This is a genomic window from Nonomuraea sp. 10N515B (assembly GCF_052245915.1).
In the GTDB taxonomy this organism is placed as follows: domain Bacteria; phylum Actinomycetota; class Actinomycetes; order Streptosporangiales; family Streptosporangiaceae; genus Nonomuraea.
The window spans coordinates 1-20196 of the sequence record NZ_JBQQBQ010000045.1 but is presented as its reverse complement, the minus strand read 5'-3'; the positions used below and the strand labels follow the sequence as shown (position 1 = coordinate 20196).

Sequence of the window (20196 nt, the reverse complement as noted above, 5' to 3'; positions counted from 1 at the left end):
GACACCACCGTGGTGACCGCCCTGTTCGCCGGAATCGCCCCGGCGGTGCTCGCCATTGTCTCCCAGGCCGTGATCCGGGTCGCTAAGCGCTCCCTGACGCATCCGTTGTTTGTCGCTGTGGCGGTCGCCGCCTTCCTCGCGATCGCCCTGTTCGGCGCGCCGTTCCCCATCGTGATCGCGGTGGCGGCGCTCATCGGCTGGACGGTGCACAAACTCGCCCCGCACGTCCTCAAGAAAGGCAACGGGCACGGCGGCGACGGCGGGCCGGCGCCGCTGATCCCCGACGACGCACTGCACCACGTCCAACCCAGTTGGCGCTCTGCGGGCAAGACCCTCGCAGTGGGGCTGGTCGCCTGGTGGCTGCCCGTGGCCGCGGTCGCGCTGCTGCTCGGCACCGACAGCGTCTTCACCACCCAGGGCTTGTTCTTCTCCGGCACCGCCCTGGTCACCTTTGGCGGCGCCTACGCCGTGCTCGCCTTCGTCGCCCAGCGCGCCGTGGAAACCTACGCCTGGCTCACCCCCGGCGAGATGGTCCGAGGTCTGGCCCTGGCCGAGACCACCCCCGGCCCGCTCATCATGGTGGTGCAGTTCGTCGCCTTCCTCGGGGCCTACCGCGACCCCGGCGCTCTGACCCCGTGGGCCGGCGCGCTGCTCGGCGCCCTGCTGACCACCTGGGTCACCTTCGTGCCCTGCTTCCTGTTCATCTTCCTCGGCGCCCCTCACGTCGAACGGCTGCGCCACAACACCGCCATCAGCGCCGCGCTGACGGGCATCACCGCCGCCGTCGTCGGGGTGATCGCCAACCTGGCGCTGTACTTCGCCGAGCACACCCTGTTCGCCCGCACCTTCACCTGGGCCTGGGGGCCGTTCAGCATCCAGTTCCCCGAACTGAGCACAGTCAGCCCCATCGCCCTGGCGATCACCGTGGCCGCGCTCGCCATGACGTTCGTCCTGAAATGGCCGATGCTGCGCATCCTCGGCATCTGTGCTTTGCTGGGCCTGGGTACCGTCCTGCTGCAGTAAACCATCAACAGGCCGGCCGGCGGTCAGGCGCCAGCCTCGGCCAGGAGCCGATGAACGCTCACGGCTGAAGGGGGTCGGTCCTTTGTTCTTGCCGGTGGGAGTGACACGCTTGCGGGCAATCTCGGGCACACCTACAGCGCGCGCATAGGCGATCATGTCGGCGTCAGGCACCTTGGACGGCCCGCCATGGCAAGCCGTGCTCGCGGGCAGCGGCCTGGCTTCGAACAACTGTAGCCCTGCTGCAGCAGGTCGGACGTCAGCGGAGCGGTTCGAGCGTCACGTCATCGAAGCACGTCTGGGAGTCGGCCTTGGTCCACAAACCGGCCCTGCCCGCGGGAAAGGTGGCGTCGATGGCCTGGGAGATAGCTCGACCGTCCAGGAACACCTGGAGGCGGTCGCCGCGGGTCTCCGGGCGCAGGTCATGCCACCTCCCCTGCTGCACTCTTGCGGCACCGCCGCCCAGGGTGCGGCGCACGCCCCCGCTGTAGCGGTAGAGGTTGACGTTGCCCTCCAGGGCGTTGGAGCGGCCGATGAGGTAGTTGTCGGCATTCTGCACGCGCAGTAGCAGTCCGGCGGCCTGATCGGTGCTGCCGGAGATTGCCTTGACCTTGGCGGAGACGGCGACATCCTGGTACACCTGCGGCCCGAGCGCGAGCGCGGGATAGCCGGCGGTGCTCGTCTGGCACAGCGCGTGGCCTCCGCTGGGGGCGCCGGGTTCGGCGCGCACCTGCCAGGTGCCGCTGTAGACTGGGGCGGCCCCACAGCTGGGTGAAGAACACCGCTGCAGCCACCCCGAGCAGGGCGAGGACGGTCAGCAGCCACCACCAGCGCCGCCGTCTCATGCAGGTTTCACGGCACTGGCGTCGACTGCCGCGCGTAGCGCCCGCGCGAGGCGGATGGCGTTGGCGTTGGCCCAAAAGTGCATGTAGAACAGGCGCGGCTCGTCGTCCAGGGCGTGCTGGTGCAACTCGACGATGTCGATGCCGCCGGCCCGCAGCGCCTGGATGACCTTCTGCACCTCGCCGGCGGTCATGACCAAGTCGCCGTTGATTGCGGCCTTGCCGCCGCCGGTCGGCTGAAAGTTCAGCGCGGTATTCACCCCCATCGCCGCGCTGATCACCCGGCCGTGAGAGGCGATCGTCTCTTTGCGGGCGAAGGAGAACTTGTAGATGCCGCCGTCGTTGCTGCCCTTAGCACTCAGCGCCGCCTCAAGTGCCGAGGTGTCCAGATCGATGGGCGGCGGCGAGGACGGCGCCGCCGGCGCCGGGGTGGCGGTCTGATCCAGCGCGGAGCGGACAGCACGGGCGATGGCCACCGGGTCACGGCCGATCGCGTGCAGGTGGCTCCACCACAGCTCCGGCTCATGGGCCAGCAGATGCTTGTGCACTGCGGTCTGCGCGATGCCGTGCCGCTGCAGCGCGTCGGTCACCTTGGGCAGTTCCGGCTCGGTGACTACCAGGTCACCCATCACCATGGTGGAGCCGTCGGCGTATCGGGCGAAGGCGGCATAGGAGCCGAGCGCGAACCCCGGCTTGATGCGCACGCCATGCGAGGTGACCCCCAGATCCGTGCGGGAGAAGCCCACCCGGTATACGGTGCCGTCGGCCGACAGTTTGCCGGGGCGGCCCAACGCGCGTGCGACCGCCCGCCAGTCGGCCTCGGTGGTCTTGACCATGTCGATCGGCTGGGCCTGCTGGTCCTGATCCTGGCGCTCGCCGTGTACCGGAGCCGGCTCCTCCGCCTGGCTCATCGTCGTGGTGCCGCAGCCGGCCACAAGGCCGCACGCCGCCAGAGCTGCCACAGCCAGCCGTCGTGCGCCTGAGATCGCTGTCATCACACCTCCCGGTACAAATGAGCCTTCTCTTCCGTGGTAGCGGGCGGGGATGAATCTCGGATGAAGCCATGCCGGGCACGATGACAGCGAAGACCCCTTCATGGGCGCTTCATGAACACAGGGCGGGGCTGAAGGCTGATGCGGAACCTGGTGGTGGAGGACGAGCCGAAGATGCGCCACCAACCGCACCGAAGGCGGTGCAGACGTGTGGCTCACCCTGCCACAGCACCATGTCTCATCAGCAGCGCAAGATGAGGACTGCTTCAGTGTAATGAGAACTATCCGGAAGTCCTATTACACGGGGAGTAGGAACAGGCTGAGCGGGGTGCTCGCCACAGTCAGGGCGACCGCCAGGAACAGGACGCGTACCGGCCACGACGTGCGGGACGGAACGGTCAGGCGGGTGATGCGGGCGTCGAGGTCGTGATCGGCTCCGCCGAGCGTGCCGGGCGGGGAGGCGATGCGGTCGCAGGCGCGGAAACGATGGAGCGCGGCGGCCAGAGTCACTCGGTCGTGCTCACGAGCTGCGCGGTCGTCGGCGCGCATCTCGACCAGGAGCGCGACCGCGTCCAGCATCGCGCGCACCTGGCGGCTGGCGGGGAAGGCGCGGTGGAGGGCAGCGAACGGAAGGATCACCAGGTCGTGGCGCTCGCGGGCATGCGCGCGCTCGTGCGCCAGCACCGCGCGTAGCTCCTGATCGGTGAGCAGGTCCAGGCTGCCGGTGCTGACGATGATCGCGGCCTTGCGCCCTGGCACGCAGTACGCGGCCACCGTAGGGTGCGTCACCACCAGGGCTTCCTGGAGATCGGGGTGGGGATGCGCGATCAAGCCGAGCAGCGACCGCTGCCGGCGACGCAAGGCCGCGACGGAACACGCGCTCCGGGCGAAGGCGACCGCGATCCAGGCGATCAGCGCGACGCCGCAGGCCGTGAGGAGAAGATGGAAGGCGGTGACCCCGGTCGGTGGGTCGCCGCGTGCCAGGTCGCGCGTGAAGCTGACGGCCGCGGGGACGATGCCGAGCCGGTACGGGGCCAGGCCGATCGCGAGCGCCGTGCCGACCACCGACAGGACCAGGGTCAGGCCGATGGCCTGCCAGATCAGCAGCGAGGTGCGGGGTGTCTTCCACGTGCGCCGCGAGTGCGACATGGCAGCCATGGACAGGAGGGCCGCCAGAAAGGTGAGGACATGGTGGGCGGCATAGGTCACGACGGCTCCTGACCGTGGGGGAGCGCCTGGCGCAGCGCTTCGGCTTCTTCCGGGCTGACCGATCGGGCGAAGTGGCCGAGCGCTGCCAGCCGGTCGCCGGTCTCGCTGAGCGCCGAGAGCATCAGCTCGGCGACGTACGCCTCCCTCCCGGCCGCGGGACGGTAGCGCCAGGTGCGGCGGTCGTCGTCGCGTTCACGGCGGATGAAGTCCTTGCGGACAAGCCGGTTCATGACCGTCATCACCGTGGTGTAGGCAAGATTTCTGTCGCTGAGCCGGTTGACGACCTCGCGCACGGTCAGCCAGTCGTCGGTGCTCCACAGCACTTCCATGATCGAGCGTTCTAGCTCGCCGAGGCTGTTCACGCCTCCTCCTTTGGTCCTGCGGGCTCCAGAGCGGGTACGGCCAGCACGGCAGCGACCGCCAGCGCCGCCGTTGCTGCCCCGGCCAGGTACGGTAGCGCCGTCCCGAGGTCGAACAGTAACCCAGCGGCGGCCGGTCCGACGATCCGGGCGGCAGCGCCCGCGGACTGCCCTGTGCCCAGCCGCGCCCCGCGCTGCTCCGGCGGTCCTGCTGCCACCAGGAGGCTGGAGACCGTCGGGGTGAGCAACCCATGTCCGGCAGCCAGCACGCAGACCGCGGCCAGGCACTGCCACCAGGTCGTTGCTGCCGGGATCGCCACCATACAGACGGCCATCGTTACCGCGCCGATCGCCGCGACCCGCGCGTCACCCCAGCGGCGGGCCAGTCGGCTCACCAGTCCTGCCTGTACAGCGGCCATCGCCAGCCCGGCCGTCGCGAGTGCCAGGCCGATCGAGGTGGCGTCCCAGCCGTAGCGATCATGGCCGAGGAACGCCAGCGTGGTCTCCATCCCGACGAAGGCGGCCATCGCGAGGAAGCCGGTCCCGGCCAGCAGTGCCACCGGCCGGCGCAGTCGGCGGTCCGGGGTGGGCGTCTGTCGTCGGTCCCCCGCCGTCCTCGGACGGCGCGGCTCGGGCAGCCATGCGAGGGCGGCGCCGAGGTTCACCGCCGCCAGTCCCGCCGCCGCGTACGCGCACGCGGCGAACCCCAGCGGCGCGAGCGCGCCGCCGAGCGCCGGCCCGATCACGAACGCCATCCCGATGGCGGCCCCCATCTGCGCCATTGCCCTGGTACGGCGCTCCTCAGGGACCGCATCGGCCAGGTACGCCTGTGCCACCGAGATGCTCCCGCCGAACGCCCCAGCCAGCACCCGGCAGGCCAGCAGCCATGCGAGGGAGGTGGCCAGGCCGGTGAGCGCCATGGACAGGACCGACCCGGCCAGGGCCAGCAGCACCAGGGGCCGCCGGCCGTACCGGTCGGACAACCTGCCCAGCACAGGCGCGGCGATGAGCTGCGCCACCGAGTAGGCGCTCATCAACGCCCCGAACCACACTCCGGTGGCCCCGAGGTCGGCGGCGTAGAACGGCAGCGCTGGCAGGATCAGCGTGAAGCCGAGCAGGTCCACGAACACCGTGGCCGAGATGATCGCCTGCGCCGAACGCCGCATCATGTCCCTTTCTCCTGGGCGGGGGCGGATGAGCCACCGCTACTACGGCGTGTAATGCTACAGCGTGTAGTAGGAGGTCCTTCAGAAAGGTGGGACAAACACCGATGAACGAGCTCATGGCCTCACTGAGCGACATTGCCGTGTTCATGGCACTGATCGGGTACGTCGTGGCATTACTCGCCTTCGCCGCCGAACAAGCCCTCGTCCGCCATCGCACCCCGGCACCTGAGCTGGTCACGGCTGGCGGACCTGCGCAAGCGGCCGTCTCGGTACCACCCGCCTCCGAGCCCGTGACCTCTCGCTTCGCGCCACGATGGCTGCTCGGCACCACCGCCGTGCACGCCCTCGCCGTCACGCTTCGCGGCCTGGCCGCCGGCGCAATGCCCCTGAGCAACATGTACGAGTTCGTCGCGGCCACGGCACTGGCCGTGTCCCTCTCCTACGCCGTCCTAGCCCACCTACGTCCCGAGGCGCGCCCGCTAGGCCTGTACGTGGCAGGCGGGCTGGCGGCAGCGCTCGGCTGGGCGATCACCAGCCTCTACACCGAGGCCGGCCCCCTCATCCCGGCACTCAAGTCCGGCTGGCTGGCCATCCATGTGACGGCCGCAGTGGCGGCCAGCGGCGCGTTCACTTTGGGTGCCATCGCCTCTGCCCTGTTCCTGCGCGCCCACGCACGTGGCACCGTCCACGGCCTGCGTCCCGGCCAGCTGGACAAGCTGGCTCGTCGGCTGCACACGTTCGCGTTCCCGGTTTGGACGTTCGCCGTCATCGCGGGCGCGATCTGAGCCGACAGCGCCTGGGGCCGCTACTGGGGATGGGACCCCAAGGAGGTGTGGGCGTTCATTACCTGGGTGGTCTATGCGGCCTACCTGCACGCGCGCGCCACCCGCGGCTGGAGCCCGCGCCGGGTCGCGCTCATCGCCGTCACCGCCTACGCATGCCTGCTGTTCAACCTGATCGGCGTGAATCTACTGCTGAACTCGCTGCACTCTTACGCCGGACTATGACCACGCAGCACCAGCGGCACCACGAGGAAGGCGAGACCGGCGGTGAGGAACGCGGCCGTGCCGAAACCGCCGGCCACCGCTCCCACCAGCGCGACCACGCCCGGTACCGCCGGCTGCGCGATACCCCACGACGACCCCTGGACGGCGAACCAGCGCGGCCGCTCCGACTCGGGCGCCACATCCGCGACCATGGCCTGCCAGCGGCCGAGCAGAATCCCGTTGGCGGCCGTCCAGGCCAGATAGGCGGCAATGGTGGCGGGAACGCCACAGGGGACAGCAGTGCGGCGCCGGTGAGCGCGATCCCGGGCAGCCACGCCGGGGCGCCGCGATGCAGCAGCACCAAGGGGATGAACATGATCACCGCGAGGTAGCCGACGGCGAACGCAGTGCTGGCGGCGGTGAGGCGCAGCAGCCGCGCCGGAGGTCGCCAGCGCCGTCCGCCCTCGTCTGCGGGCATACTCTTGCCGATGTCGCGCGGCAGGAACGCGAGTGCCACACCGCAGGCCGCCAGGCAGGTGAGCGCGTCGACCACCATCAGCCACCGCACTCCGAACGGCAGCAAGGCCGAGGCGATCAAACCAGCGATCGCGCCCGCCGCCACCAGCGCGCTGCCCAGCAGCGCGTACAGCCGCTGGCGCTGCTCTCCTACGGCCACCTGCGCCACCAGCTCCTGGGACGCCGGCTCGTAAATCTCAAAAGCCAGGCCCACCAGGGCGACCGTGACCAGGATCTGCGCCGGTGTCCGTGCGGCCGACAGGGCCACAAGCGACAGCCCCGTCGCCGCCAGCCCGACCGCGACCACCACCCGCGGCGACAGCCGATCCAACAACAGCGCCCCACCCCATCGCGAGATCAGCGCCGCGACACCGAAGACGGCAAGCGCGACAGGAGCCAGCTCGGGACCCGCGAACACCGCGAGGAAGGCCAGCGCGTACGCACCCAGCTGGTTGAGGATCCGCACCCACAACAGCGCCTTGGCCGATCTCGGCACGCTTTGCTCCCATCGTCGACGTGGACACCTCAGGGTGCCATGTGTCGGGGGCTTGCACCTGACGCGACGGCCGAGGTCATCTACTCCCTTTCCCGTGAGGGCACGATCGTGCTGCCACGTGGGCGCGGCCGGGTGGTGTTCCAGGACTGCCTCTGGAAGATCTCGCGGTCCAGCAGCCGGACTGCCAGCGCGCCCACCGCTCCCGTGAAGGCGAGCGCGCTCCAGGCCCAGACTGGCCCGTGGTCGAGCAGCCGGCCCACTGCCAAGTTCCCCGCGGCCACGCCGATGCCGGCGACCGTGTTGTAGAAGCCGTAGTAGGTGGCCACCCGATGCCCGCCCGACAGGGCCACGACGGTGTCCATCTCGAACGGGTAGGCGAGCACCGTCCCCAGCGTGAGCAGCACCGTGCAGACCAGCACGGCCCCGATGGGTGGCGGCGCGCCCGCAATCCCATACGGGATCAGTGGCACGAAAGCAAGGGCCATCAGCATGAGCCCGCGCGCGATGGCCTCTGAGGCCGTCCATCGCTCGCGCGCCCATTCGGTGAGGCGCAGCTGCCCCAGCAGGGCTACGAGCGCCGAGACGACGAACAGCACGCTGACCGCCTCGTTGTCGCCCAACTCCAGCGGCAATGCCAGATAGATCTGGAACGACAGCACGTACGAACCGACCATGGCCAGCGCGAACATCACGAACGGCCGGTTCGTCACCACGCCGCGCCAGTCCGCCAGTACGCCGCCGCTTTCTGGTGTCTCGTTGCGGCACGGCGGCAAGGCGGACAGCTGTACCAAGGTGAGGACGGCGAAGAGGGCCGCTGCCACCGTGCAGACCAGCCGGAAGTCGACCGCGAGCAGTGCCACGCCGATCAGCGGGCCGAGCAAGATCCCTGACTGGTAGAAGACGTTGAACAGGGCGAACGCCTCTACTCTGCGCTCGCCCGCGCCGTGCGCCACGTAGGCGCGCACCGCCGGATTGAACAAGGCCCCGGCGAACCCGGTCATGGCCGAGGCGACGAGCAGAGCGGGCAACGCGTCCACGAACCCCAGCAGGCCGAATCCCGCAGTGCGCAGCAGGCAACCGGCGATGATGACGGGCCGGTAGCCAAGGCGGTCGGCGAGCGTCCCACCCAACAGGAACAGGCCCTGCTGGCTGAGATTGCGCATCCCCAGCACCAGCCCCACAGCCCAGGCGGCCAGGTGCAGTCCGCCGGACAGGTGGCCGGCGAGATAGGGCATTAGCATGTAGAAGCCGACGTTGATGGCGAACTGGTTGACCATGAGCAACTGGACGCTGCGGTCGAAGGAGCGCAAGCGGCGCCACATCAGCACATCACCATGCGAGTCCACTGGGTGACCTCGGCCTCGCCGGGGTGCTTGATCTCGTCCGGTTCGTCGGCCGGTGGCCGGTCGAGCAGACCGTGCTCGACGCAGTAGGCGTCGTCGAAGACGGTCGTGTAGTAGCGGGCGGGGCCGTCTGGGAAGATCGCGGCTATGCGGGTGCCGGGTGGCCGGGTTCTGGCGTACCAGGAGGCCACGACGGTGACCGCCCCGACGCTCCATCCGCCGCTGGCGTAGTGGGTTTGGGCGAGGGTGCGGCTGGCCCACACCGCCTCGTGCGGAGCGACCCAGTGCACCTCGTCGAAGGCCTCGTGGGCGACGTTGCGTGGATGGATGCTGCTGCCCAGTCCGCGCATCAAGCGGGGCCGCGCGGGTTGGCCGAAGATCGTGGAGCCTACCGAATCCACCCCGGCCAGGTGCAGCGCCGGTTGATGGAGACGGAGGCGCCTGGCCACCCCGGCCGAGTGCCCGCCGGTGCCGACGCTGCACACCAGCACGTCGACCCGGCCAAGCTGTGCGAGCAGTTCGTCGGCCAGGCTCGCGTAGGCCTCGACGTTGTCCGGGTTGTTGTACTGGTCCGGACAGTAGGCGCCGGGGTCGTCCGTCAGCAGGCGGGCCACCCGGTCCAGGCGGGCCTGCTGCCAGCCGCCCAATGGGTGGGGATCGGCGACGGTCTCGACGCGGACGCCGTACGAGACGAGCAGGGTTTCGATGATCGCTTCCATGCCGGGGTCGGTGACCACGGTGACCGGATGGCCGTACGCGATGCCGGCCAGTGCGAGCCCGAGGCCGAACGTTCCGGATGTGGACTCGACGATCGCCGCGCCGGGAGCGAGCTCGCCGCGAGCCCTGGCCTGTTCCACGATGTACAAGGCGGCCCGGTCCTTGAGCCCGCCGGGATTGGCGCCTTCAAGTTTGGCCCAGAAGCCGTGGCCGCGGGGGGCGAAAGGCTCCCCGATCCAGCAAAGAGGTGTGTGCCCCACCAGGTGAGCCATGGTGAGATCGGTGACGGATGAAGACATGGTGAATGCTCATTTCGGCGCATGCTGCGCAGGTCGCTGACTGCAGAGGACGGTGACGTACACGTCCTCTTCAGCAGCGGCACACCTCGAGGGTCCGGGTGAGCGTGGCACGCCCGCGGTGGTCACGCGGCGGCGCACGGCCTGTCGGGATAGGAGCGAGATCCCGCTCGGCATCTCTGTGCTGGACCGCCACGGCAGCCCACTGGCTTTGACGATGTGGGGCGCCGCTCAAGACGGAGGCCACCAACAGATGGGAATGCGCCTCCTCGTCGTGATCTTCATGTTCGGCTTCGCCGTGGCTCAGCTCCATGAGCAGGTCCGCGCCCATATGGTCAGAGAACTGGACGGCGTGAGACCACAGGTGCGCAACCGTGAGCAGTCCGAGCAGCACAACAAGCCACGCGTACTTGCGCGGCCGAGGTGGATGCTGGAATGACTGTCCGAACATGATTCATTACACACAGTAACAGCGGTATTTCGGGCACGCTCCTGCGGCCCCCTTGTTCCTTCCATGCGCGCGGCTGCAGGATGGCCAGGTGAAGCCTTGGGCGAAGAGTGCTGGGATGGCGCTGTTCTACGTGCTCGCCGTCGTGACGCTCATTTGGGCGCTTAGCGTGTTGGTGGATCAACTGTGAGGGCGAGCTAGCGCTGGCCGCCGTCGTGGCGGCGCAGGCCGTAACCGGATCATCGTGCAGGACATCGGCCGCTCGACCTTCTACGCGCACTACACCGACAAGGACGACCTGCTGCTCAGCAACCTGGAGGAGCCCGGCGACGGCGTTCGAGGAGCACGTGGAGCGCCACTTCGCCAGCCGTGCCGAGCCGAATCCGGTGCTGGCCGCTTTTCAGCATGCCGACCGGCAGCGCGACCTGTACAAGGCCGCCTACGGAATCTGAACACTTTCGCCGATCTGTGCACTACCGCACTGAACTGCGGTTTCGTCGATTGACCCAGCATCTCCATACCGAACATCGTGTTCTGTAATTGACTCAATGTTCCGATAGGAGGCTCGGTGCCCGTCATCGACGTACGCGAGGTCATCAAGACCTACGACACCCCGCAGGGACCGTTCACCGCGCTCCGCCGCGTCTCGCTGAGGACTGATCCTGGCGAGTTCCTGGCCGTGGTCGGCCGGTCCGGCAGCGGTAAGTCCACCCTGATCAACATGATCACCGGGATCGACCGGCCGACCAGCGGCGAGGTGCACGTCGCCGGGGCCGCCGTGCACGAGTTGGACCAGCAGGCGCTGGCCGTCTGGCGTGGGCGCAACGTCGGTGTGGTGTTCCAGTTCTTCCAGCTGTTGCCCACGCTGACCGTCGCCGAGAACGTCATGTTGCCCATGGACTTCTGCGACACCTACCCGCGTGCCGAGCGCCGCCCCAGGGCGCTGGCGTTGCTGGAGTGGGTCGGCATCGCCGAGCAGGCCGACAAGCTGCCCGCCGCGCTGTCCGGCGGTCAGCAGCAGCGGGCGGCCATCGCCCGCGCGCTGGCCAACGACCCGCCGCTGCTGGTGGCCGACGAGCCGACCGGCAACCTGGACTCGGCGACCGCGATCGAGGTGCTGGAGCTGTTCGCGGCCATCGCTGCCGGGGGCACCACCGTGGTCATGGTCACGCACGGCAGCGAGGCGGCCTCCTACATCACCTCGACTGTGGAGCTGGCCGACGGGACGGTGAGGGCGCATGTCTAGGCCGCGCTGGCGCAAGCTCCGCCGCGACATGGCGCTGGCCTGGGGGCGTACGGCCATGATGGTCGTGGCCATCGCGGCCGGGGTGACCGGGATCGGCGCGGTGCTCAGCGCGAACGCGATCGCCTCCAGGGAGATCTCCCGCAACTACCTCGGCACCGCGCCGGCCGCGGCCACCCTGGAGCTGGACCGGGTGGACGCCGCGCTCGTCGAGCAGGTGCGCGCCCACCCCGGCATCGCCGACGCCCAAGGCAGGGCGACCGTCACCGCCCGGATGCGGATCGGGCCGGATGAGTGGCGAGGGCTGATGCTGTTCGTGGTCCCCGACTTCGACCACCTGCGCATCGCCACCTTCACCCGCGAGTCCGGCGCCTGGCCCCCGCCCTCCGGCACGATGCTCATCGAACGATCCGCCCGCGACATGGTGCCGTCCGGCCCGGTCGAGGTACGCCTGCCCGGCGGCGAAAGCCGCACCATCATCGTCTCGGGCACCGTGCACGATCCCGGGCTGGCTCCCGCCTGGCAGGAGCGCGCGGGTTACGGCTACATCACCCCGCAGACGCTCGCCACGCTGGGCGGTGGCCCGCTCGATGAGTTGAAGATCCGCACTCAGGCCACCACCCAGGACGGCATTACACGGACGAGCCGCGACCTGGCGGCCTGGCTGCGCGCCCAAGGGCATCAGGTGCACGAGGTCCAGGTGCCGCCCCCGGACAGGCACCCGCACGAGTCCCAGATGCAGGCACTCATGCTGATGCTGCTCATCTTCGCCGTGCTCGGCCTCGTCCTGGCCGCGATCCTGGTGGCCACCGTGATCGGCGGCATGCTGGTCCAGCAGATCCGCCAGATCGGGGTGATGAAGGCCGTCGGCGCCCGCACCGGCCAGATCGCCGGCCTGTACGCCGTCCAGGTGCTGCTGCTCGGCCTGGCCGCCGCCGCGGTCGGCGTCCCGGCCGGCACACTGGCCGGACGCGCCTACGCCGACGTCATCGCCGACCTGCTCAACCTCAACCTGCACAGCCGGGCCGTCCCGCTGTGGGTGTACGCCACCCAGCTGGCGGCGGCCGTACTGGCTCCGCTCCTGGTGGCGGCCGTGCCCATCCGCCGGGCCGCCCGCATCACCGTCCGCGAGGCGATCAGCGACTACGGCGTACGCCCGGAAACCGTCTCGGCCCGGCTGACCGGCCTCAGCCGCACCCTGCTCCTGGCTCTGCGCAACGCCTTCCGCCGCCGCGCACGGCTCGCACTCACCCTCGGCCTGCTCTCAGCAGGCGGCGCGCTGTTCCTGTCCGGCCTTAACGTGGCCGCCGCGTGGCAACGCACCGTCGACGACGGCATGGCCGCCCGCCACTACGACATGGAGGTACGGCTCGCCGCCCCCGACCCATCCCTGGTCGAGCGCATCCGCACCACCCCGGGCGTCTCCCGCGTGGAGACCTGGGGCCGCGCTCCCACCACCGCCGGAGATGTGGTCTCGACCTACCCCGACGGCGGCCACGGCAGCTTCAGCCTGCGCGGAGTGCCGGACGACTCGACCCTCCTCGACCTGCCCGTCACCTCGGGCCGATGGCTGCGCCCCGGCGACACGAACGCGGTCGTGCTGAACTCCATGGCCGCCAACCCGCTCCCCGACGCCAAGCCCGGCGACACGCTCACCCTCAAGCTCGACGGCCGCGCCGGCACGTGGCGCGTGGTCGGCACCGTACGCGAGATCGGCTCCCCGGCCACCGCCTACCTCACCAAGACGGCCTTCGAACAACACGCCGGACCCGCCCGTGACCTGCGCATCGCCACCTCCGACACCGCGGCTGTGCAGCGCGTGCTCCGCGACGCTCGCATCGAGAGTGCCACCCTGGTCACCACCGAGCTGCGCGAGGCCGTCGACGGCCACATCTTCGTGCTGATCGGCGCGCTGATCGCCCTCGCCGTCCTGATGGCGATCGTCGGCGTGCTCGGCCTGACCGCCGCCACCGGCACCAGCGTGGTGGAACGCACCCGTGAGTTCGCCGTCATGCAGGCCATCGGCGCCACTCCGCGCACGGTCCTCAAGGTCGTGCTCGGCGAAACCGTCTTCATAGGCCTGCTCAGCTGGCTGACCGCCACCCTGCTCGCGCTCCCGCTGAGCTGGGCCATCGGCAATCTGCTCGGCGACCTGGCCTTCCGCACCTCACTGCCGCTCACCATCTCGCCCTTGGCCCTCGCCCTCTGGGCCTTGGCCGCGATCGCCGGCTCGGCCCTGGCCGGCGCGGCCCCAGCCCGACGAGCGGCCCGCCTGACCATCCGCCAAGCCCTCGCCTACGTCTAAAGGGATCCCCGATGCGCAAGACACTGCTCATCCTGCTCGTGGTCGCCGTGGCGATCATCGGCCTCGTCGTGGCCGCTCAGCAACTGGACTTCACCGGCCTGATCCGGCAAATGCACGGCGGATGACGCGACGTCATGCCCGCGGCGCCGAGATGAGCATGGAGACGACCCTCCGCAGATCCTCATCCGGATCCGCACTGGGTGGAGGTTGCGACGTGAACAGGTGATGCGCGGTGGCAACGAGCGCAAGAGCCAGCGCCCCGGTGTCGGTGCCGGGGCCCAGCCTTCCCTGTTCCTGCTCGGCGGCGAGGTGAAGGCGTACATGCACACGTCCGGACGGCGACGACCGTGACTCGCGTCAGGCGCAGTGTCGACCGCCAGAGAACACAGCGACATCATGCGACCTGAAGTCGGCCACGGTCGGCCGGTTCGCCCAGGGCGTGGTCAGGTCAGCTGGGCGAGGTCGTGGCGGGCCACTCGGTGGCCGAGGCCGCCGAAAGGCGCAGATGATCAGTCCGAACTCGATCAGCGCATCAGCGTGGGCAGGTGGAAGTCGCCTTCCCGGCGGTAGGCCTCGGCGAAGGCATAGCGTCCGTGATGACCGATGCCGTGGTAGATGTGCACTGCCTTGTCCAGGGCGCGGTGAACGGCCCGTCCGCGTTCGAGGTCGCTGCTCAACCCAGCGAAGCCGGGCACCAGAGCTTCGAGGTCGGCAGGGGTGAGTTGTTCGGTCCAGTGCCGGCCGGAGAACTCCATCTGCGATTCCAAGAGATCCATGGCGGCCACCTTCTGCTCCCAGTGCGGGGCGATGTCGATCACGCAGTTGGGGCGCGATGGGGTCATGTAGTAGATGGTCGGCACGGGATGCGGCTCCAGGCCGTCGTCGTCGGCGAAGTCGCGGGAAGCCAGCCCCAGGGCCTCGAGGATGAGCGTCATGGCCGGTCGCCGGTCGGGATCGAGATCGGCCAAGGAGTGCTCGGGGTCCTGATCGTCGGGCGGACCGTGCGGATCGCGCGGACCAGGGCGCGCTTGTGCTCCTCGTCCACGGCCACGTACCCGTTGCGGAAGCCCAGGAAGCCGACCTCGACGCCGAGCACGTCCGCCGCCTTGCTCACATCGGCGCGCATGCGCTCGCGGCACAGCATGAGGGTGGCGAACGACTGGCCGCCCGCGGCGACATTGGCCGCCAGGGCTCCTCCGCACTCCACCAACTCCATCCCGTAAACACCAATAAGCAGCATACGCTCGGACATTTATCTACATTCCTCCATCTGGCATATAGGCGCCTATCTCTGGAGTTAAGCCCAACTTTCATGGCACGCGCAAAAGTGCGTAATCAATCCTGATAAATCGGAAAAGGAGTCATCTGCGCGTCGTGCACTGTTGCGCAGGCCATGCAAGAGCGTCGACCTCGAAGAAGGGCTCTGGACGCAGGTGCGGGACGTCACCAACGCTCACACAGGTTTTGCCGCGTCGGAAATACAGGGCTGAATAGGGTCGGCAGAGATGGCGATGCCGCCCCGGCTGATCGCCGGAGCGGCATCGGCTTCACTCGTCAGTGGTCAGTTGCCGGTGTAGCGGAAAATGTAGAGGCCGTGGTCACGGTCGCTGGCGGCGACGTACTCCTGGCCGTTGTGCTCGAATACCTGCACACCCCAGAAGTTGTTGCCACCCTCGTCGATGAAGTGGCCGACTTCCTGGATCTTGCCGTTCACGATCCGTGTCACCCGGAAGCCCGCTGAGTAGTAGGAGAAGTAGGCGAGGTCGGGCTGCTTGGCGGACGTCGCCACCTCGTGCACCGACAGATCGCCCTTTCCGGTCGCGTACGCGGGGTCGTGCGCCTCGGGCACCGCGTACGTGTCGAGTTCGGCCATGGTCTTGCGGTCGTACAGGTGCACGTAGCCCCAGCCGTCGAAGTACGACGAGAAGGTCAGCGTGTCACCCGCCGTCCCCAGGGGCACCGGCAGCCGCTCCGGGCCGGTGCCGGCGAGGCAGGCGGCGTTGTCGTACGGCTGGTTGAAGATCGCGAAGCCCTGGCTGCGCGGCGCCACTCCGAAGGCCGGGATGTCACCTTCGACGCTCATGCCGAGGGAGCCGTCACAACCATCGGTGCCGGTGCGGTTGAAGATGAGGACGGCGTCGTAGCCGCCGGCCTTGATGACGTTGCCGACCTTCTCCGAGAAGGTGCAGAGGCCCCGCTCGACCACGGCGATGTCGACGACGTTCGGGTCCCCGACAGGAACGGCGGGATCGTCGGGCGGGTTGCAGGCGCGTCCCACGAACTTGCTCACGCCGGTCAGCGTCTGCCCGGGCTCCAGTTTCTTGGTGCCGTCGCCCTGGCCGGCGTTGATCTCCGTGCCGTCCGTGACGTTTGAGGCTTTCAGCGCGAACGGCGAGAAGTCTTCGTCGGCGGCCAGGACGTACTTGTTGTCGAGGGTGAACTCGGCCTGGTGGCCGTTGCCCTCAGGCCTGACCGTCAGTCCGCTCTCGAGCGCCTCGGTGTCGGGGTCGGCGAAGGTGCTGTCCGCCAGCAGGGAGATGCTCAGCGGGTCGGTGACGTCGATCTGGACGTAGCCGCCGTCCCAGTACGACAGCAGCATGACCTGCTTGCCGTCGATCTCCTTCACCACCATGTCGTGCAGGAAGACCTCATCGAGGCCCCGCTGGGTGATGCCGGGGAATTTCTCGTCGAGGTCGTACTCCGCGATGACCTTGGGCTTCTTCGGGTTGGTGATGTCGAGAATGTCGACATCTGGGCCTTCCTCGTTGTCCACGATGACGGCGTAGGCCTTGTTGCCCGCGTCCCAGGCGAAGACACTGTGGATCTCGTTCGCGTCCTTCTTGCCGGCGCCCGCGACGGTCTCGTCGCCGATGCCCACTGCGAGCGGGGTGGGATGGGCGGGGTCGGTGACGTCGTAAACGTTCAGCCCGCCGACTCCGGCGTGGCCCTTGCAGACCTCGTTGTTCGTGACCAGGATGTCGCCGTTGAAGGCAGGCGTGTCGATGCTCAGTGCCTGCACGCCTTCACCGGGCGCGCTGCCCTGCTTCGCGACGATGAACGCGACTTCCTTGGGCTGTACGGGGTTCTTGATGTCGACGACGTGCACGCCGTTGTACTTGCACGTGGCGCCGCCCCAGGCGGCCAGATACGCGTACCCCTTGAAGACGCCGACGTCCGCGATCTTCTCCGGCTCGACGTTCTTCAGCGCGAGCTTGCTGATGAGCTCGACGTTGGCACTCGATGCGGGCAGGTGGCCGTGGTCGCCGCCGTGCTGGTGGTGGTTGTGTGTGATCTTCGCGTTGTCGATCGCACCGTCGCTGCTTGTCGCACCGTCGTGCGCGAACGCGGACGGTGCCAGTGATGCCAGTGTTGCGGCTGCAGCGATGGCTGCGGCTACCGCTAAGCGGCCGGCCTTGTGCCTCATAGGGGATATTCCTCCGTAGTGGTGGCAGAGGATGGCAATACGGGGAACATAAGGGCCGATACCGGTAGTCCGGAAGGGGTTCTCCTACATTTCGTAGGAGACTTACAGCTACAGGCGGGAAGTGTCCGGTTTTGGTGTTAAATGCGAACTTATCAACACGAAAGCTGTAATCCCACCGCAACAACGACGAGGGCGAAGGGCGGGGAGAGCGCCAGCGCGATCGCGGCTCCCGCGCTGAGCCTGCCTGGCGACTCTTCCGATTCGAGACGGGCGATCCGCTGATCCAGCAACTGCCGGGACTCGCCAGTGGCGGCCAGGCCGCCCGGCGGGCCGGAGCCGAGTTCGAGCCGGCGGAGCGCGCCGATCACCGGGGCGCGGCCGTAGCGGTGTGCGGCCGCATCGTCGGCCACCATCTCCACCAGCCGGGACAGCTCGCTCCGGGCGTGCCGGATGGTCGCCGACCACGGCAGCGCCGCCTGGACCGCGTCGACCAGTGCGAGCAGGAGGTGGTGCCTACGCCGTAGGTGGGTGCGTTCGTGCTCCAGGACCGCACTCAGCTGGTCGGCGTCCAGCCGCTCCAAGGCGCCGGTGGTCATCACGATCGGCCGGGAACGTCGCGGCAGGCAGTAGACGACCGGTGCGGGATGTTCAATCAGGCAGACGTCGTCCGGGTCGTCCGGATACCTCGCGACCAGCCGTACCATGTCGTGGTGCCGTCGCCGCTCGATGGTCGTGCGGCGCACGCGAGCCGCGCCGACGTACAGCGCCCGCAACAGCACCCCGCCGGACACGAGGGCGAGCGCCATCGTGGTCAGTTCTCCGCTGTGCGTGTGTCCCGGCAGGCAGGAACGAAGGTGCTCGACCCAGGAGTGCACCGGCCCGGGCGGCCAGGCGAGCACGGAGCCCATCAGCGCCAAGAGCACGACGACCACACTCGCCACGACACCCGCCCACACCACCACGGCGAGGGCGGCATGGCGGCGCAGCCACCCCGCGCGTGTGACCATCGGGCCGGCGAGGTGGGTCGTCAGAAAGGCGAGGACGATCAGTCCCGCGATGTTTCCTGCCATGGCCCCTCACTCCGCGTCGGGCCGCTCGCGCCCCGGTCGGCCAGCGCGTCGAGGAGCCTCTGGGCGTCCTGCGAGTCGACGCTCTCGGCGAATCTGGCCAGGACGGGACCGCGATCCGGAAGGTCCGACAGCGCGTCCAGCATCACGGCGACGACATGCTCCTCGCGCGACCGCATGGGCGCGTAGGCGATCGCTGTGCCGACCCGGCTGCGCGTGACCAGAGCTTTGCGAGCGAGCCGATCGGCGACCGTCTGAACCGTCGTGTACGCGAGTGGCCGTTCCCGTCCATGATTGACCTGCTCCAGAACGTCGCGGATCAGCAGCGGCCGGCTCGCCGCCCACAAGCACTCCATGACCGCCTGCTCCAGCGGCCCGAACTCCCCCATCCGGCGTCTCCACTTCTCCGGAGCTTGCCACCATGGCATGTGGCTACAACCCGCAAACCGTATCGAACCCACCTCAAGCCCCCAAACGGTTCCCCGGGGTGCTGGCAGTCATAGGGACGCGCGGGGCCAACCAGCCCCGACGCCGACCTACGCCGGCGACCGGCGTCGTAGGTCGGTCATATGGTCGCCCGCGCTGTCATGGGCGGACTGCGCCGAGTAGGCGGTTGCGCCAGTAGTCGTCGAGGTCGACCACCTTGATGATGTCTCCGGTTTGTGGCGCGTGGACCATTTTGCCGTTGCCGGCGTACATGCCCATGTGTCCCAGCCCTTTGCTGAACAGCAGATCCCCGGGCTCCAGCTTGTCCAGGGGGACGCGACGGTCGGCGCCCCAGCTCCACTGGGTCCAGGTGGTGCGGGGGAGCTCGACTCCGGCCTTGCGCCAGGCGGCTTGGGTGAGGCCGGAGCAGTCGTAGGATTCGGGACCCGTGCCGCCGTACCGGTAGGGCTTGCCGACCTGGGCGAAGGCGAACTCGAGTGCCAGGCGGGTGTTGCCGGAGGCGGGGCCGGTGTATTCGATGCCCGGGCTGTTGGGGTCGCCGGCTTGGAAGGCGCCCAGCCTGCGCAGGAGCTTGGTCTGTTCGGCGACCATCTTGTCGACCTTGGCCTTCTCGTCGCCTGCCTTGGCGCGCGCGGTTTCGGCCTCTGCCAGAGTCTTCTGGGCCTCTTGGCGCCGTTCGCGCAGTTCCTTGGTCGTCGCGTCGAAGGCCTGCACCTTTTCCGCTCTGTCCTGGGAGATCTGCTGGAGGGTGGCTATCCCGGCGAGGATCTGCTCGGGGCTGCCCTGGGCGACGAACCGCTGCCAGCCCGTCGAAGGGCCGATCTGGTAGTCGTTGACCGCCACCGTGACGACGTCCCTGCGCAGGGCGTCGGCTCGCGCGCCCGTGCGGCGGAATTCGGCGTTGACGGCGTCGTACTTCTTCTTGGCCTTCTTGTAGGTCTCCGTGGCCTGGTTGTAGCGCTCGACGAGCTGGTCGGCCTGCTCGTTGAGCTTGACCAGCTTGGCCCTGGCCTTGGCGGGAGACGGGTCCGCTTGAGCGTTCGAGGTCAGTGCGATCAAGGCCAGCGCTGCGGTCAATGCCAATCGCCCAAGCCTGGTCAGCACTACGACGCCTCCTCGTAAGTCTCCCAATCTGGGGCGAAATGCTACAGAAGTGCGAGGGGTGATTGGCCTCAACCGCGGCAATTCGCAGGCCAATGCCTACTACTTGCGATAGCACCGGCCCGGTCCTGCCCTACGGCGAGGCGGATAACGGCTGACCGGCAGCACGATGGTCGGCGGCGGGGCCCCAATTCCGGGAAAGAACGGAAACCGGGGAAA

General features: G+C 68.8%; 19 protein-coding genes and 2 pseudogenes. 6 read left to right on the top strand and 15 right to left on the bottom strand.

Annotated features, from left to right (window positions below; all coding sequences use genetic code 11):
• The first annotated feature begins 9 nt into the window (after positions 1-9).
• Positions 10-1023 (top strand): chromate transporter, encoded by a 1014-nt coding sequence (locus ACTWQA_RS42440; protein WP_443164540.1) that lies wholly within the window; start codon positions 10-12, stop codon positions 1021-1023.
• A 256-nt stretch (positions 1024-1279) separates the two neighbouring features.
• Here ACTWQA_RS42440 and ACTWQA_RS42435 read toward each other — a convergent pair whose 3' ends face one another.
• The 5 genes from ACTWQA_RS42435 to ACTWQA_RS42415 all read right to left on the bottom strand — a co-directional run bounded on the left by ACTWQA_RS42435 (position 1280) and on the right by ACTWQA_RS42415 (position 5591).
• Positions 1280-1750, bottom strand: coding sequence for a hypothetical protein (locus tag ACTWQA_RS42435; protein ID WP_443164539.1), 471 nt, complete (start codon positions 1748-1750; stop codon positions 1280-1282).
• A 111-nt stretch (positions 1751-1861) separates the two neighbouring features.
• Complete coding sequence (locus ACTWQA_RS42430) at positions 1862-2824, bottom strand: DUF1259 domain-containing protein (protein WP_443164538.1); 963 nt, start codon at positions 2822-2824, stop codon at positions 1862-1864.
• A gap of 327 nt (positions 2825-3151) precedes the next feature.
• Positions 3152-4063, bottom strand: a complete 912-nt coding sequence (locus ACTWQA_RS42425; protein ID WP_443164537.1) for a M56 family metallopeptidase — start codon at positions 4061-4063, stop codon at positions 3152-3154.
• Positions 4060-4425 (bottom strand): BlaI/MecI/CopY family transcriptional regulator, encoded by a 366-nt coding sequence (locus ACTWQA_RS42420; protein WP_443164536.1) that lies wholly within the window; start codon positions 4423-4425, stop codon positions 4060-4062. Before ACTWQA_RS42420 ends, ACTWQA_RS42425 begins: the two co-directional genes overlap by 4 nt.
• Positions 4422-5591, bottom strand: a complete 1170-nt coding sequence (locus ACTWQA_RS42415; RefSeq protein ID WP_443164535.1) for an MFS transporter — start codon at positions 5589-5591, stop codon at positions 4422-4424. The genes ACTWQA_RS42420 and ACTWQA_RS42415 overlap by 4 nt, the downstream gene beginning before the upstream one ends.
• 101 nt (positions 5592-5692) lie before the next feature.
• Between ACTWQA_RS42415 and ccsB the strand changes: the two are divergent.
• Positions 5693-6595: pseudogene (ccsB, locus tag ACTWQA_RS42410) on the top strand (c-type cytochrome biogenesis protein CcsB).
• On the opposite strand, the gene ACTWQA_RS42405 reads toward ccsB, so the two are convergent.
• The 4 genes and pseudogenes from ACTWQA_RS42405 to ACTWQA_RS42390 all read right to left on the bottom strand — a co-directional run bounded on the left by ACTWQA_RS42405 (position 6580) and on the right by ACTWQA_RS42390 (position 9945).
• Positions 6580-6909, bottom strand: coding sequence for a hypothetical protein (locus ACTWQA_RS42405; protein WP_443164600.1), 330 nt, complete (start codon positions 6907-6909; stop codon positions 6580-6582). The pseudogene ccsB and the gene ACTWQA_RS42405 overlap by 16 nt on opposite strands.
• A gap of 29 nt (positions 6910-6938) precedes the next feature.
• Positions 6939-7508: pseudogene (locus tag ACTWQA_RS42400) on the bottom strand (MFS transporter); the annotation flags it as partial.
• Between the two features lie 158 nt (positions 7509-7666).
• A complete protein-coding gene (locus tag ACTWQA_RS42395) occupies positions 7667-8908 on the bottom strand; it encodes an MDR family MFS transporter (protein WP_443164534.1) in 1242 nt (413 codons plus the stop codon).
• Complete coding sequence (locus tag ACTWQA_RS42390) at positions 8908-9945, bottom strand: PLP-dependent cysteine synthase family protein (RefSeq protein WP_443164533.1); 1038 nt, start codon at positions 9943-9945, stop codon at positions 8908-8910. The genes ACTWQA_RS42395 and ACTWQA_RS42390 overlap by 1 nt, the downstream gene beginning before the upstream one ends.
• A gap of 52 nt (positions 9946-9997) precedes the next feature.
• Between ACTWQA_RS42390 and ACTWQA_RS42385 the strand changes: the two genes are divergently transcribed.
• From ACTWQA_RS42385 to ACTWQA_RS42370, 4 genes are all read left to right on the top strand, one after another.
• On the top strand, positions 9998-10381 hold the full coding sequence (locus tag ACTWQA_RS42385; RefSeq protein ID WP_443164532.1) for a hypothetical protein: 384 nt from the start codon (positions 9998-10000) through the stop codon (positions 10379-10381).
• Positions 10382-10958: 577 nt separating this feature from the next.
• Positions 10959-11636: an ABC transporter ATP-binding protein gene (locus ACTWQA_RS42380; protein ID WP_443164531.1), complete on the top strand. Its 678-nt coding sequence runs from the start codon at positions 10959-10961 to the stop codon at positions 11634-11636.
• On the top strand, positions 11629-13938 hold the full coding sequence (locus tag ACTWQA_RS42375; RefSeq protein ID WP_443164530.1) for an FtsX-like permease family protein: 2310 nt from the start codon (positions 11629-11631) through the stop codon (positions 13936-13938). The genes ACTWQA_RS42380 and ACTWQA_RS42375 overlap by 8 nt, the downstream gene beginning before the upstream one ends.
• 207 nt (positions 13939-14145) lie before the next feature.
• Positions 14146-14289: a hypothetical protein gene (locus ACTWQA_RS42370; RefSeq protein ID WP_443164529.1), complete on the top strand. Its 144-nt coding sequence runs from the start codon at positions 14146-14148 to the stop codon at positions 14287-14289.
• Positions 14290-14462: 173 nt separating this feature from the next.
• Here ACTWQA_RS42370 and ACTWQA_RS42365 read toward each other — a convergent pair whose 3' ends face one another.
• The 6 genes from ACTWQA_RS42365 to ACTWQA_RS42340 all read right to left on the bottom strand — a co-directional run bounded on the left by ACTWQA_RS42365 (position 14463) and on the right by ACTWQA_RS42340 (position 19959).
• Positions 14463-14873, bottom strand: a complete 411-nt coding sequence (locus ACTWQA_RS42365) for a hypothetical protein (RefSeq protein ID WP_443164528.1) — start codon at positions 14871-14873, stop codon at positions 14463-14465.
• Positions 14870-15190, bottom strand: a complete 321-nt coding sequence (locus ACTWQA_RS42360) for a hypothetical protein (protein ID WP_443164527.1) — start codon at positions 15188-15190, stop codon at positions 14870-14872. Before ACTWQA_RS42360 ends, ACTWQA_RS42365 begins: the two co-directional genes overlap by 4 nt.
• Positions 15191-15499: 309 nt before the next feature.
• Positions 15500-17362 (bottom strand): PA domain-containing protein, encoded by a 1863-nt coding sequence (locus tag ACTWQA_RS42355; protein ID WP_443164526.1) that lies wholly within the window; start codon positions 17360-17362, stop codon positions 15500-15502.
• A 152-nt stretch (positions 17363-17514) separates the two neighbouring features.
• On the bottom strand, positions 17515-18432 hold the full coding sequence (locus ACTWQA_RS42350) for a M56 family metallopeptidase (RefSeq protein ID WP_443164525.1): 918 nt from the start codon (positions 18430-18432) through the stop codon (positions 17515-17517).
• Entirely contained in the window at positions 18408-18818 is a 411-nt protein-coding gene (locus tag ACTWQA_RS42345) for a BlaI/MecI/CopY family transcriptional regulator (protein WP_443164524.1), read from the bottom strand. Before ACTWQA_RS42345 ends, ACTWQA_RS42350 begins: the two co-directional genes overlap by 25 nt.
• Before the next feature lie 196 nt (positions 18819-19014).
• Entirely contained in the window at positions 19015-19959 is a 945-nt protein-coding gene (locus ACTWQA_RS42340) for a C40 family peptidase (RefSeq protein ID WP_305919068.1), read from the bottom strand.
• Positions 19960-20196 lie beyond the last annotated feature (237 nt).